The following is a 15,293-nucleotide window of genomic DNA, read 5'->3' as shown; positions in this document are numbered from 1 at the left end:
CGTTTCCAACTCCAGGGAGTGTTCGTGCACGTGCGGTGGCCGGGGAGACGGGCGGGTCAGGAGATGCCGAACTCCTTGCCGAGCAGGTCGAAGACCTCGTCGTCCGTGGCGGCGTCGAGATCGTCGGAGGCCTGCGCGGCGGCGTCGGCGCGGCTGTCGCGCCACACGGCGAGGAGCGCCGACAGGCGGGCGCCGACCCGGTCGTCCTCGTCGTCGCCCGGCTTGACCGAGGCGAGCTCGGCCTCGATGCGGCTCAGCTCCGCCAGCAGCGGCGCCACCCCGCCGGGCTCGTCGACGACGAGCGTGTCCGCGATGTGGCCGACCAGGTCGAGCGGGGTCGGGTAGTCGAAGATCGCGGTGGCGGGCAGCCGGAGCCCGGTGGCGGCGCCGAGGCGGTTGCGCAGCTCGACCGCGGTCAGCGAGTCGAAGCCGAGCTCGGTGAAGGCGCGCCGTTCGTCGACCGCCGCGGCGCCGGGCAGCGCCAGTACGGCCGCGACGTGCGTGCACACCACGTCGACCAGCGCGGACGTCCGCTCGGTCGGCGGCAGCGCCGCGAGCCGGTCCCGCAGCGCGGTGGCGGGGTCGGCCCCGCTGTCGGCCGCCCGGCGGGCCGTCGTGCGCACCAGGGCGCCGAACACCGGCGGCACGGCCGGGAGTTCCCGTACGGCCCGCAGGTCGAGCCGCATCGGTACGACGACCGGGTCGTCCCCGAGTGCCGCCGCGTCGAAGAGCTCCATGCCCTCCTCGGCGGACAGGCCCGCGGCTCCGGACCCGGCCATCCTGGCGCCCATGCCGTCCTCTCCGGCCCACAAGCCCCACGCGAGCGACGTCGCGGGCAGGCCCCGCGCTCGCCGGTGCTGGGCGAGCGCGTCCAGGAAGGCGTTGGCTGCGGAGTAGTTGGCCTGGCCGGCGTTGCCCAGGGTGCCCGCCACCGAGGAGAACAGCACGAACGCCGACAGGTCGAGGTCGCGGGTCAGTTCGTGCAGGTTCCACGCCGCGTCGACCTTCGGCCGGAACACCGTGTCGATGCTCTCCGGCGTCTGCGACGCGATCACACCGTCGTCCAGGACGCCCGCCACGTGCACGACGGCCGTCACGGGGTGTTCGGCGAGCAGCGCCGCCACCGCGTCCCGGTCCGCCACGTCACAGGCCACGGTCGCGACCTCCGCGCCGAGACCGGTCAACTCCTCGTGCAGTGCGCCGACGTGGCCGCGCCTGCTGGCGAGGACCAGCCGCCGCACGCCGTGTGCCGCGACCAGGTGCCGCGCCACAAGGCCGCCGAGCATGCCGCTCGCACCGGTCACCAGGACCGGACCGGCGCCGAAGCCTTGCCCCTCCGGCGCCATGGTGCGGGCCCGTACGAGCCTCGGCACGAACGCTTCACCGCCGCGTACGGCCAGCTCGGGTTCCGCGCCCACCACGGCCGGCTTCCAGCCGTCCTCGTCGTCGACGTCCACCAGGACGAAGCGGTCGGGGTTCTCCGCCCGCGCCGTCCGCAGCAGACCCCACACCGCGGCCGACGCCAGGTCCGCCACGTCGTCATCGGCGCCCACGGCCACGGCGCCACTGGTCACGAGGACCAGTCGCGACGCCTCGCAGCGGTCGTCGGCCAGCCAGCCGCGCACCAGTTCCAGCGCGGTGTGCGCCTGCCGGTGCACCGCGCCGGCGTCCACGTCGGCGGGCGGCGCGCACCGCACCACGACGTTCTCCGGCAGCGGCTCCCCGGCCTCAAGGGCCGCCTTCACCGCGGCCCAGTCGGCGAACTCCGCCACCGAGCCGGCACTTCCGGCCGGTACGGGGGCGGGCACCCAGTCCAGGCGGAACAGCGACTCGTGCCCGCGTGCCGTCCGGAGCGAGTCCGGCGACACCGCGCGCAGCACCAGCGAGTCGACGCTCACGACCGGGGCGCCGGAGCCGTCGGCGACGGCCAGGGCCACCGCGTCCGGCCCGACCGCGCTCAGCCGCACCCGCAGCGTCGTCGCGCCCTCGGCGTGCAGGCGGACCCCCGTCCACGCGAACGGCAGCCGTCCGTGCTCGGCCGGGGGCAGCACACCGAACGCCACCGCGTGCAGCACCGCGTCAAGGAGGGCCGGGTGCACACCGAACCCGGTGACCGCGGTGTCCTCCTCCAGCGCGACCTCGGCGAACACCTCGTCGCCATCGCGCCACACCGAGCGCAGGCCCTGGAACAGCGGACCGTAGGCGAAGCCGCCGTCGGCCATGCCCTCGTAGAAGCCGTCCAGTTCCACGGGTTCCGCGCCCGCCGGGGGCCACGCGCCGAGGTCGGCGGGAGCGCCGCCGGTCTCGGCGAGGACACCGCCGGCGTGCCGGGACCACGGCAGGTCGCCGCTCTCGTCCCGCGCGTGGACCGCGATCGGGCGGCGGCCGGACTCGTCCGGCGCTCCGACGCGTACCTGGACCTGCACACCGCCGTGCTCGGGAAGCACCAGCGGTGTCTCCAGGGTCAGCTCCTCCACCGAGGCGCAGCCGACCTGGTCACCGGCGCGCACCGCCAGCTCGACGAACGCCGTGCCGGGCAGCAGCACCGAACCCATGATCTCGTGTTCGGCCAGCCAGGGGTGCGTCCGCAGCGACAGCCTTCCCGTGAACAGGACGGTGTCCTCGTCCGCGAGCGCGACCGCCGTGCCGAGCAGCGGGTGATCGGCGGATCCGAGCCCGAGCCCGGTCGCGTCGGTGACGGGCCGCACGCTCGTGTCCGGCCAGAACCGCTGGTACTGGAACGCGTACGTCGGCAGCTCGACGCCGCGTCCGGTGCCCGGGAAGCAGGCGGCCCAGTCGACGCGTACGCCGCGCACGTGCAGTTCGGCGAGTGCCGTCATGACGGCGCCGTCCTCCGCCCGGTCACCGCGCAGGACCGGTATGAAGGCCGCGTCGGGCAGGGATTCCTGCCCGAGCGCCGACAGCACGCCGCCGGGTCCGATCTCGACGACGACGTCCGCGCCCATGTCGGTCACGGCGTCGGCGAAGCGCACGGACTCGCGTACGTGCCGCACCCAGTACTCCGGCGAACCCAGCTCCTGGGCGTCGGCCGGCCTGCCCGTCAGCGTCGACACGATCGGGACCGTGGGCGCCTCGTAGGACACGCCCTCAAGCACCCGGCGGAAGTCGTCGAGCATCGGCTCCATCAGCGGCGAGTGGAACGCGTGGCTGACCTTCAGACGCGACACCTTGCGGCCCGCCTCGCGCCACCGCTCCGCGACCTTCTCGACGTCGGCGGCGACACCGGAGACGACCACCGAGTCCGGGCCGTTGACCGCGGCGAGGCCCACCGTTTCCGACAGGTCGGAGGCCACTTCGGCCTCGGACGCCTGGATCGCCACCATCGCACCACCCACCGGCAGCGCCTGCATCAGCGCGCCCCGCGCCGACACCACCTTCACCGCGTCAGCCAGTGACCAGACACCGGCCACATGGGCCGCCGCCAGTTCACCGATCGAGTGCCCGGCCAGAACATCCGGGCGCACACCCCACGACTCGAAGAGGCGGAAGAGCGCCACCTCGACCGCGAACAGCGCGGGCTGCGTCACCCCGGTCTCGTTCAGGGCGTCGGCGTCCTCACCGAACAGCACCTCACGCACCCGCGGGTCACACTCATCCAGTACGGCGTTGATGGCGTCCGCGAACACCTCGTAACGGTCAACCAGTTCGCGGCCCATCCCGAGGCGCTGCGAACCCTGGCCCGAGAACAGGAAACCGACTCGGTGTTCGTCGGTGACACCCAGCACGACTCCGTTGCCGGGTCGTCCCTCGGCGGCGTCGGTGAGCCCGGCCAGCAGGTCGTCGAGGTCCTTTCCGACGACGGCGAGCCGGTGCTCGAACGCGGCCCGTGAGGTCGCCAGCGCGCCGGCGACGTCCGCGGGGTCGAGGCCGGGCCGCTCGGCCAGGTGGTCGCGCAGCCTCGCCGCCTGGTCGCGCAGGGCGCTCTCGGTGCGGCCGGACAGCAGCCACGGACCGGCCGGCGCCGCGGGAGTACGCGGCACGTCGGCGTCCTCCGCGGACGCGACGGGCTCGACCTCCGGTGACTCGATGATGACGTGCGCGTTGGTGCCGCTGAAGCCGAAGGAGGAGACACCGGCCCTTCGGGGCCTCTCCGCCCGGGGCCACGGCTGTGCCTCGGTCAGGAGTTCCACGGCGCCCGCCGACCAGTCGATGTGCGGCGAGCGCTCACCGACGTGCAGCGTCTTGGGCAGTACACCGTGCCGCAGTGACATCACCGTCTTGATGACGCCGCCCACGCCTGCGGCGGCCTGGGTGTGGCCGATGTTGGACTTCAGCGAGCCCAGCCACAGCGGCTCTCCCGCGCGTTCCCGCCCGTAGGTGGCGAGGAGCGCCTGTGCTTCGATCGGGTCGCCGAGGGTGGTGCCGGTGCCGTGCGCCTCGACCGCGTCCACGTCGGACGGGTTCAGGCCCGCACTGGCCAGCGCCTGGCGGATGACCCGCTGCTGCGAGGGCCCGTTGGGGGCGGTGAGGCCGTTGGACGCGCCGTCCTGGTTCACCGCGGAGCCCCGGACCACCGCGAGGACGGGGTGGCCGTTGCGTCGGGCGTCCGAGAGGCGTTCCAGCACGAGCATGCCGACGCCCTCGCCCCAGCCGGTGCCGTCGGCGTCGGCGGAGAAGGACTTGCACCGGCCGTCGGGCGACAGGCCCTGCTGGCGGCTGAAGTCGACGAACGCGCCGGGTGTCGCCATGACGGTGGCGCCGCCCGCGAGCGCGAGCGAGCACTCCCCCGACCGCAGTGCCTGCGCCGCGAGGTGCAGTGCGACGAGCGAGGACGAGCAGGCCGTGTCCACGGTCATCGCGGGGCCTTCGAGGCCGAAGGTGTAGGACACGCGGCCGGATGCCACGCTGCCCGCGTTGCCCGTGCCGAGGAAGCCCTCGGTGCTCTTGGACACGCCGTACAGCTGGGAGGCGTAGTCGTGGTACATCACGCCGGCGAACACGCCGGTCGCGCTGCCCCGCAGCGACTTGGGGTCGATGCCTGCCCGCTCGAAGGCCTCCCATGAGGTTTCGAGGAGCAGCCGCTGCTGCGGGTCCATGGCGAGCGCCTCGCGGGGCGAGATGCCGAAGAACGCCGGGTCGAACAGGTCGGCGTCGTGGAGGAAGCCGCCCTCGCGGGTGTAGGAGCTGCCGTCCCGTTCGCCCGAGGGGTCGTAGAGCGCCTCCACGTCCCAGCCGCGTTCGGTCGGGAACGGCGTGATGCCGTCGGCTCCCTCGAAGACCAGTCGCCACAGGTCCTCCGGCGAGCGGACGCCACCGGGGTAGCGGCAGCTCATGCCGACGATCGCGATCGGCTCGTCGGTCGCGGCCACGACCGTGGCGGCGGGCGCCGCGACGACGGGCGCGTCCGCGAACTCCGTGCCGATGAACTCGGCGAGCGCCGTGGGCGTCGGGTAGTCGAAGACCAGCGTGGCGGGCAGGCGCAGTCCCGTGGCCTGGTTGAGGCGGTTGCGCAGGTCGACGGCGGTCAGCGAGTCGAAGCCCAGCTCGGTGAAGGCCTGGCCGAGCGCGACCGCCTCGGGCCCGGCATGGCCGAGCACCGTGGAGGCCTGGGTGCGCACGAGGTCGAGGAGCACCCGCTCGCGTTCGTCCCCGGCCAGCGGTGCCAGCCGCTCGCGGAGTGCCGCCGCGGGGTCGCCGCCGCTCTCCGCCGTCCTGCGTGTCGCGGTCCGTACGAGGCCGCTGAGCACCGGGGGGATGACGGGGAGTTCCCGTACGGCGCGCAGGTCGAGCCGCATCGGTACGACGACCGGGTCGGCCCCGGAGGCCGCGGCGTCGAACAGCGCGACGCCCTCCTCCGCTGACAGGCCGGTCGAGGCGGACTGCGCCACCTTGGCGCCCATGCCGTCGGCCCACAGGCCCCAGGCCAGCGATGTCGCGGGCAGGCCCTGGGCGCGCCTGCGCCGGGCGAGGCCGTCGAGGAAGGCGTTGGCCGCCGCGTAGTTGCCCTGCCCGGTGGCGCCCAGGGTGCCCGCCACCGAGGAGAACAGCACGAACGCCGACAGATCCAGGCCGGCTGTCAGCTCGTGCAGGTGCCGCGCCGCGTCGACCTTGGGCCGGAACACGGTGTCGACCTGTTCGGGGGTGAGTGAGCCGATCGTTGCGTCGTCCAGCACGCCGGCGGTGTGCACGACGGCGGTCACGGGGTGCTCGGCGAGGAGCGCGGCCAGCGCGTCCCGGTCCGCGACGTCACATGCCGCGAACGTCACGTCGGCGCCCCGCTCGGCCAGTTCGGCACGGAGTTCCCCGGCGCCTTCCGCCGTCGCCCCGCGCCTGCTGGCCAGGATCAGCCGCTGGACGCCGTGGGTGCCGGCGAGGTGCCGGGCGATGAGGCCGCCCAGCGCGCCCGAAGCGCCGGTCACCAGGACCGAGCTGTCCGGTCCGAACGCCGGGCCGGTGTCGGTCGCCTCCGGTCGCACCCTCACCAGGCGGGCCACGTACACCCGCCCGTCGCGCACGGCGGCCTGGGTCTCCCCGGTCGCGAGCGCCGGCCGCCAGCCGTCCTCGTCGTCGGCGTCCACGAGGACGAAGCGGTCGGGGTCCTCCAACTGGGCGGACCGCACCAGACCCCACACCGCGGCCGACGCCAGGTCCGCCACGTCGTCCTCGGAGTCCACGGCGACGGCTCCCGACGTCACGAGCACCAGCCGCGACGCCCCGCACCGGTCATCGCTCAGCCAGCCCCGCACCAGCTCCAGGGCGCTCAGCGTCCGGCCGCGTACGGCGTCCACGTCGTCGGACGGGGCGCACCGCACCACGACGTTCTCCGGCAGCGCCTCCCCCGCGTCGAGCGCGGATCGCACCGCGGCCAGGTCCGCGAACTCCGCCACCGAACCGGCACTCCCCGCCGATACGGGGGCAGGCACCCAGTCCAGGCGGAACAGGGACTCCCGGCCCGGCCGCGACAGTGTCGTCGCCGTCACGGGGCGCAGCACCAGCGAGTCGATCGTGGCCACCGGAGCACCGGAGCCGTCAGCGACCGCCAACGACACGCCGTCCGATCCGGCGGGCGTCAGGCGCACCCGCAGCACCGTCGCGCCCGAGGCGTGCAGCCGCACACCCGACCACGAGAACGGCAGCATGCCGGGCCCTCCGGCCTCGCCCATCAGCCCGATGGCGTGCAGGGAGGCGTCCAGCAGCGCCGGGTGCAGGGCGAAGCCGTCCACGCCCGCACCGTCCGGCAGCGCGACCTCGGCGAAGACTTCCTCGCCCTTGCGCCACGCGGCCCGCAGGCCCTGGAACACCGGCCCGTAGCCGAATCCGCCGTCGGCCATCCGGTCGTACAGCCCGTCCAGGTCCACGGCCCGCGCCCCGGCCGGCGGCCAGGCACCGACATCGGCCGACGGCGCCTCGGCGCTGCCCACGAGCACACCGCTCGCATGCCGCACCCACAGGTCACCGTCGTCGTCCCGCGCGTACACCGTCACCGAACGCCGACCGGACTCGTCGGCCACGCCCACCTGCACCTGCACCCGTACGCCGCCGCGCTCGGGCACCACCAGCGGTGCCTCGAGCGTCAGCTCCTCCACCAGGTCGCAGCCGACCTGGTCGCCCGCGCGCACCGCCAGCTCCAGGAACGCCGTGCCGGGCAGCAGGATCGAGCCCTGGATCACATGGTCGGCCAGCCACGGGTGGGCCGCCACCGACAGCCTGCCGGTGAAGAGCTGACCGTCCGAGTCGGCCGTGTCGACGATCGCGCCGAGCAGCGGGTGGCCGGCCGAGCCGAGCCCCGCGGCGTCCAGGTCGCCCGCCGCCACCCCGGTGTCCAGCCAGTAGCGCTGCTGCTGGAACGCGTACGTGGGCAGGTCGACGCGGTGTGCGCCACGACCCGCGAAGAAGGCCTCCCAGTCCACCCGCACACCGCACACATGCAGTTGGCCCACGGCGGTCGTCACGGCCGCCGCTTCCGGCCGATCGCCGCGCAGCACCGGCACGAAGGCCGCGTCCGGCGCGGACTCCTGGCCCAGCGCGGACAGCGTGCCGCCCGGGCCGACCTCGACGAACGTGGCCACGCCCTCATCCGTGAGTGTGCCGACGGCGTCGGCGAACCGTACGGACTCGCGCACGTGCCGCACCCAGTACTCGGGCGAGGCGAGTTCATCCGTGGTCGCGCGGACGCCGGTCAGCGTGGACACGATGGGGATCGACGGCGCCCCGTAGGAGACACCTTCGAGCACCCGGCGGAAGTCGTCGAGCATCGGCTCCATCAGCGGCGAGTGGAACGCGTGGCTGACCTTCAGGCGAGACACCTTGCGGCCCGCCGCACGCCACTTCTCCGCGACCGCGTCTACGTCCTCCGCGACACCGGAGACGACCACCGAGGTGGGGCCGTTGACCGCGGCAAGGCCCACCGTCTCCGACAGGTCCGGGGCCATCTCGGCCTCGGACGCCTGGACGGCGACCATCGCACCACCCGCGGGCAGCGCCTGCATCAGCGCGCCCCGCGCCGACACCACCTTCACCGCGTCAGCCAGTGACCACACACCGCCCACGTGGGCCGCGGCCAGTTCACCGATCGAGTGCCCGGCCAGGACGTCCGGCTGTATGCCCCAGGACTCAAGGAGGCGAAACAGCGCCACCTCAACCGCGAACAGCGCGGGCTGCGTCACCCCCGTCTCGTTCAACGCGTCGGCGTCCTCGCCGAACAACACCTCACGCACCCGTGGGTCACATTCGTTGAGTACGGCGTCCAGGGCCTCCGCGAACACCTCGTAACGGTCGGCGAGTTCGCGGCCCATGCCGAGCCGCTGCGAACCCTGTCCCGAGAACAGGAAGCCCACACCGCCCACGGCGACGGACCCGACGGCCAGGCCGGGGAACGGACGGCCGTCGGCCAGGGCGGAGAGTGAGTCGATCAGTGTCGTGCGGTCGTCGCCCATGACCACAGCACGGTGGTCGAACGCCGATCGCGTCGTCGCCAGCGAGTACGCGATGTCCAGCGCGCCGGCCTCCGGCTCGCCCGTCACATGATCCCGCAGCCGGATCGCCTGCTCCCGGAGCCCTTCCGCGCTCCGGGCGGACAGCACCCACGGCAGGGCGCCGTCGACCGGGGCCGGGAGGTACTCCTCGTTCGGCACGTGCTCGATGATGGTGTGCGCGTTCGTCCCGCTCACCCCGAACGACGACACAGCGGCCCGCCGCAGGTGACCGGTCTCGGGCCACGGCTGTGCCCGGGTCAGCAGCGCGACGTCGCCGGCGGACCAGTCCACCTTCGACGAGGGCTCGCCGACGTGCAGGGACTGCGGCAGCACGCCGTGCCGCATCGCCATGACCATCTTGATCACACCGGCGACGCCGGCGGCGGCCTGGGTGTGGCCGATGTTCGACTTGATCGAGCCCAGCCACAGGGGCCGGTCGACGGGGCGGTCCTGGCCGTAGGTGGCGAGGAGCGCCTGTGCCTCGATCGGGTCGCCGAGGGTGGTGCCGGTGCCGTGTGCCTCGACCGCGTCCACGTCGGACGGGGCCAGACCCGCGCTCGCCAGGGCCTGACGCATGACGCGCTGCTGCGAGGGGCCGTTGGGCGCGGTGAGACCGTTGGACGCGCCGTCCTGGTTCACGGCGGAACCACGGATGACGGCGAGGACGGGGTGTCCGTTGCGGCGGGCGTCCGAGAGCCGCTCCACCAGGAGCATGCCGACGCCTTCGCCCCAGCCGGTGCCGTCGGCGTCGTCGGAGAAGGACTTGCACCGGCCGTCGGCGGAGAGTCCGCGCTGGCGGCTGAAGTCGACGAACGTGCTGGCGGTCGCCATCACGGCGACACCGCCGGCCAGCGCCATCGAGCACTCACCCTGGCGCAGCGCCTGGATCGCCCAGTGCAGGGCCACCAGCGAGGAGGAGCACGCGGTGTCGACGGTGACGGCGGGTCCCTCAAGGCCCAGGGCGTAGGCGACGCGCCCCGAGGCGACGCTGCCGGCCCCGCCGGTGCCGAGGTAGCCCTCGACATCCTCCGAGACGGAACGCAGCCGCGCCACGTAGTCGTGGTACATCACGCCGGCGAACACGCCGGTCGCGCTGCCCCGCGCCGTCTCCGGGGCGATCCCGGCCCGCTCGAAGGCCTCCCAGGAGGTTTCGAGGAGCAGCCGCTGCTGCGGGTCCATGGCCAGCGCCTCGCGGGGCGAGATCCCGAAGAACGCCGGGTCGAACAGGTCGGCGTCGTGCAGGAAGCCGCCCTCGCGGGTGTACGAGGTGCCCATGTGCTCGGGGTCCGGGTCGTACAGCGTGTCCAGGTCCCAGCCGCGGTTGACGGGGAACTCGCTGATGGCGTCGTCACCGTTCAGGACGAGCCGCCACAGGTCCTCGGGCGAGTTCACCCCGCCCGGGTAGCGGCAGCTCATGCCGACGATCGCGATCGGCTCGTCGGTCACCTTGGCGGTCTTGCGGGTGGGCGCCGCGACGACGGGCGCGCCCGCGAGCTCGGTGCCGATGAACGCGGCGAGCGCGGCGGGGTTCGGGTGGTCGAAGACCAGCGTGGCGGGCAGCCGCAGTTCGGTGGCCGCGTTGAGGTGGTTGCGCAGCTCGACGGAGCTGAGCGAGTCGAAGCCCAGCTCGCGGAACGCGCGGTCGGCTGCGACGGCGTGCGCCGAGCTGTGGCCGAGCACCGCGGCGGCGGTGGTACGGACGAGGTCGAGCAGTGCCTTCTCCCGCTCGGCCTCGGTCATGCCGGCCAGTGACTGCGCCAGCGCGGTCCGGGCGGCGGCGGGATCGACGCTCCTGCGCGCGGTGCCGCGCACCAGGCCGCGCAGGAGGTGCGGTACGGGGTGGGAACGCGCCTGCCGTTGCAGCACCGACAGGTCCAGGGGGACCGGCGCGAGGAGCGCGCGGCCGGTGGCGGCCGCCGCGTCGAACAGCGCCAGGCCCTCGGCCGCGCCGATCGGGATCGCGCCGCCGCTGGTGATACGCCGCACGTCGGCCTCGTCGAGCGTGCCTGCCATGCCACCGCCGGAGGCCCACAGGCCCCAGGCGAGCGAGGTGGCGGCCAGCCCGGCGGCGTGGCGGTGCTGGGCGAGGGCGTCCAGGAACGCGTTGGCCGCCGCGTAGTTGCCCTGCCCGGCGCCGCCGAACACACCGGCGGCGGACGAGAACAGGACGAACGCGGACAGGTCCAGGTCGCGGGTCAGTTCGTGCAGGTGCCAGGCCGCGTCGACCTTGGGCCGGAAGACGGTGTCGATCCGCTCCGGGGTGAGCGAGCCGATCGTGCCGTCGTCCAGTACGCCTGCGGTGTGGACGACTGCGGAAATGTCGTGCCCGGCAAGGAGAGCCTTGAGGGCTTCGCGGTCGGCTACGTCACAGGCCGCGTACGTCACCTTGGCGCCCGCCTGGACGAGTTCGGCGCGCAGTTGCTCGGCGCCGTCGGCTGCGGCGCCGCGCCTGCTCACCAGCAGCAGGTTCCGTACGCCTCGCTCGGCGACCAGGTGCCGGGCGAGAAGGCCGCCGAGCGTGCCTGTCGCGCCGGTCAGCAGTACGGTGCCTTCGCCGAAGCCGGGGTCGTCCGTCACGGACTGCCGGGCCCTGGCCAGGCGGGGCGCACTGACGGCGCCCGAACGCACGGCCATCTGCGGCTCACCTGTGGCCAGCGCGGACGGCAGCGCGTCCAGCGATGCCGTGTCCTCGTCGAGGTCGACCAGCACGATCCGGCCGGGGTTCTCCGACTGGGCGGAGCGCACCAGCCCCCACACCGCCGCCTGCGCGACATCTCGTACGTCGTCATCGGCCGTGGCGGCGATCGCGCCACTGGTGACGATGACCAGGCGTGACGCGTCGTACCGCTCGTCATCGAGCCAGGCTTGGACCGTGTGCAGCGCCCAATGGGCCGCCGCGTGCGCGCCGGCTACCGGGTCGGACGTGGCGGTCACCTGGTCGGACGTGGTGGCGACCGGGTCGGAGGTGGTGGCGATCGGGCACGGCAGGACTACGAAGTCGGGCAGCTCCGCGGAGTCCGCCAGCGCCTCCAGGTCAGTCCACTCGACCGTCGGGACATCGTCCCCGGGCAGGGAAACCGGCACCCAGTCGACGCCGAACAGCGCGTCACCGCGCTCGTCACCTGCGCCAGCGCCCTGGACCGGCACTGCCGGGCGCAGCACCAGCGAGTCGATCGTGGCCACCGGAGCACCGGAGCCGTCGGCGACCGTCAGCGCCACTCCGTCGGCGCCGGTGGGCGTCAGCCGCACCCGCAGCGCCGTGGCGCCCGAGGCATGCAGCCGCACACCCGACCACGAGAACGGCAGCTTGCCGGGGGCGTCGGCCTCGCCCATCAGCCCGATGGCCTGGAGCGTCGCGTCCAACAGTGCCGGGTGCAGACCGAATCCCTCGGCCTTCGTACCTTCCGGCAGCGCGACCTCGGCGAACATCTCGTTCCCACTGCGCCAGGCCGACCGCAGGCCCTGGAACACCGGGCCGTAGCCGAAGCCGCCGGCGACCATGTGGTCGTAGTAGCCGGACAGATCGACGGCCTCAGCGTCGGCGGGCGGCCACTCGACCAGCGAAGTCCCATCGGAGCGCCCGCCCGCGCCCAGTACACCGGTGGCGTGACGGGTCCACGCACGGCCGTCGTCGGTGTCACCGGCGCTGGAGTGGAACGTCAGCTCACGCCGCCCCGACTCGTCCTCCGCACCGACCCACACCTGGACCCGCACAGAACCGCTCTCGGGCAGGACGAGCGGCGCCTCAAGAGTCAACTCCTCGACGAGGTCACAACCGACCTGGTCACCGGCGCGGACCGCCAGCTCGACGAACGCCGTACCGGGCAGCAGCACCGAACCCATGATCTCGTGATCGGCCAGCCACGGGTGGGTCTGAAGCGACAGCCGACCGGTCAGCAGCACACCGTCCGTGCCGCCGAGAGTGACGGTCGCGCCGAGCAGCGGGTGCTCGGCGGCACCGAGCCCGGCCGCCGCGACGTTACCGATGATCGGCAGCACGTCGGGCCAGTAGCGCTCGCGCTGGAAGGCGTACGTGGGCAGGTCCACGTGCTGTGTGCCGCGACCGGCGAAGAACACTCCCCAGTCCACCCGTACGCCATGTACGTGCAGTTGGCCCACTGCGGTCGTCGCGGCCAGGGCCTCGGGGCGGCCGTTCCGCAGCACCGGTACGAAGACGGCGTCCGGCGCGGTCTCCTGGCCCAGCGCGGACAGCGTGCCGCCCGGGCCGACCTCGACGAACGTGCCCACGCCCTCATCCGTGAGTGTGCCGACGGCGTCGGCGAAACGAACGGACTCACGGACGTGCCGCACCCAGTACTCGGGCGAGGCGAGCTCGTCGGCGCCCGCGCGGGCGCCGGTCAGCGTCGACACGATCGGGATCGACGGCCCCTCGTACGACACCTCTTCGAGCACCTGGCGGAAGTCGTCGAGCATCGGCTCCATCAGCGGCGAGTGGAACGCGTGGCTGACCTTCAGGCGGGACACCTTGCGGCCCGCGTCACGCCACCGCTCCGAGACCTTCTCGACGTCGGCGGCGACACCGGAGACCACTACCGAGTTCGGGCCGTTGACGGCGGCAAGGCCCACCGTCTCCGACAGATCCGCCGCGATCTCGGTCTCGGAAGCCTGGATCGCGACCATCGCGCCGCCGGACGGCAGCGCCTGCATCAGCGCACCCCGCGCCGACACCACCTTGACCGCGTCTGCCAGCGACCAGACACCGGCCACGTGGGCTGCGGCCAGCTCACCGATCGAGTGACCCGCCAGCATGTCGGGGCGGACACCCCACGACTCAAGGAGACGGAACAGCGCCACCTCCACCGCGAACAGCGCGGGCTGCGTCACCCCCGTCTCGTTCAGCGCCTCGGCATCCTCGCCGAACAGCACCTCACGCACCCGTGGGTCGCATTCGTTGAGTACGGCGTCCAGGGCCTCCGCGAACACCCGGTACTGGTCCGCCAGTTCACGGCCCATACCGAGCCGCTGCGAACCCTGACCCGAGAACAGGAAACCCACCCGGCCAGGCTCATCAGCGGCCCCTGTGACCACGGCGCCGTTCGCCCGGCCCTCGGCCACGGCCTCCAAAGCCGCAAGGAGTTCCGAACGGTCGGCACCAACCACCACAGCACGGTGCTCAAGCAGCGTCCGTGAGGACACCAGCGCACGGCCCACGTCCGCCACGGTCAGATCCGGCGCCTCATCCACAAACGACTCAAGTCGTGCCGCCTGCTCCCGCAGCGCCTCAGCGCTCCCGGCCGACAACACCCACGGCACCAGACCGCCGTCATGTGCCCTCGGCTCCGGGACTTCCTCCCGCTCAACCGCAGGTGCCTGCTCGATGATGGTGTGCGCATTCGTGCCGCTGAATCCGAACGACGACACACCCGCCCGCCACGGGCGGTCCGCGGCAGGCCACTCACGCGCGTCGGTGAGCAGTTCCACCGCGCCTGCCGACCAGTCGACGTGGGGCGACGGCTCATCCACGTGCAGGGTCTTGGGAAGCACCCCGTGCCGCATCGCCATGACCATCTTAATGACGCCCGCCACACCTGCGGCGGCCTGCGTGTGGCCGAGGTTCGACTTGATGGAGCCGAGCAACAGCGGCCGGTCGGCCGGGCGGTCCTGGCCGTAGGTGGCAAGGAGGGCCTGGGCCTCGATCGGGTCGCCCAGCTTCGTGCCGGTGCCGTGCGCCTCGACCACGTCCACGTCGGACGGGGTCAGGCCCGCGCTCGCCAGGGCCTGGCGGATCACGCGCTGCTGCGCGGGGCCGTTCGGGGCGGTGAGGCCGTTGGACGCGCCGTCCTGGTTCACCGCTGAACCGCGTACCACCGCAAGGACCTGGTGACCGTTGCGCTGAGCGTCCGAAAGGCGCTCGACGAACAGCATGCCGACACCCTCGCCCCAGCCGGTGCCGTCAGCGGCGCCGGCGAACGCCTTGCACCGCCCGTCCATGGCAAGGCCACGCTGCCGGCTGAACTCGACGAACGAGGTGGGCGTCGACATCACCGTCACACCACCGGCCAACGCCAGCTCGCACTCGCCCCTCTGCAACGCCTGGATCGCCAGGTGCAGGGCCACCAGCGACGACGAACACGCCGTGTCCACCGTCACCGCCGGGCCCTCAAGGCCGAACGTGTAGGACAGCCGGCCGGACGCCACGCTGGCGGCGTTGCCGGTCGCCACGTATCCGCCCATGTCGTCGGCTGCGGCGCTCAGGACCCAACCGTAGTCCTGCATGTTCGATCCGACGAACACGCCGACGCGCTCGCCGCGCAGCGACGCCGGGTCGACACCGGCCCGCTCGAAGGCCTCCCACGAGGTCTCCAGGAGCAGCCGCTGCTGCGGGTCCATCGCCAG

At 73.3% G+C, this 15,293-nt stretch carries 1 protein-coding gene; it reads right to left on the bottom strand.

From position 1 onward, the window contains the following. Positions 1 to 56: 56 nt before the first annotated feature. Positions 57 to 15,293, bottom strand: a 15,237-nt coding sequence (locus tag ACZ6JY_RS32360; RefSeq protein ID WP_469201626.1) for an SDR family NAD(P)-dependent oxidoreductase, incomplete at its 5' end; no start/stop codon positions are given.

It is taken from the genome of Streptomyces sp. NPDC046335, assembly GCF_055587985.1.
Note: the sequence above shows the minus strand (reverse complement) of the source record. Positions and strands in the feature narration are given on the sequence as shown.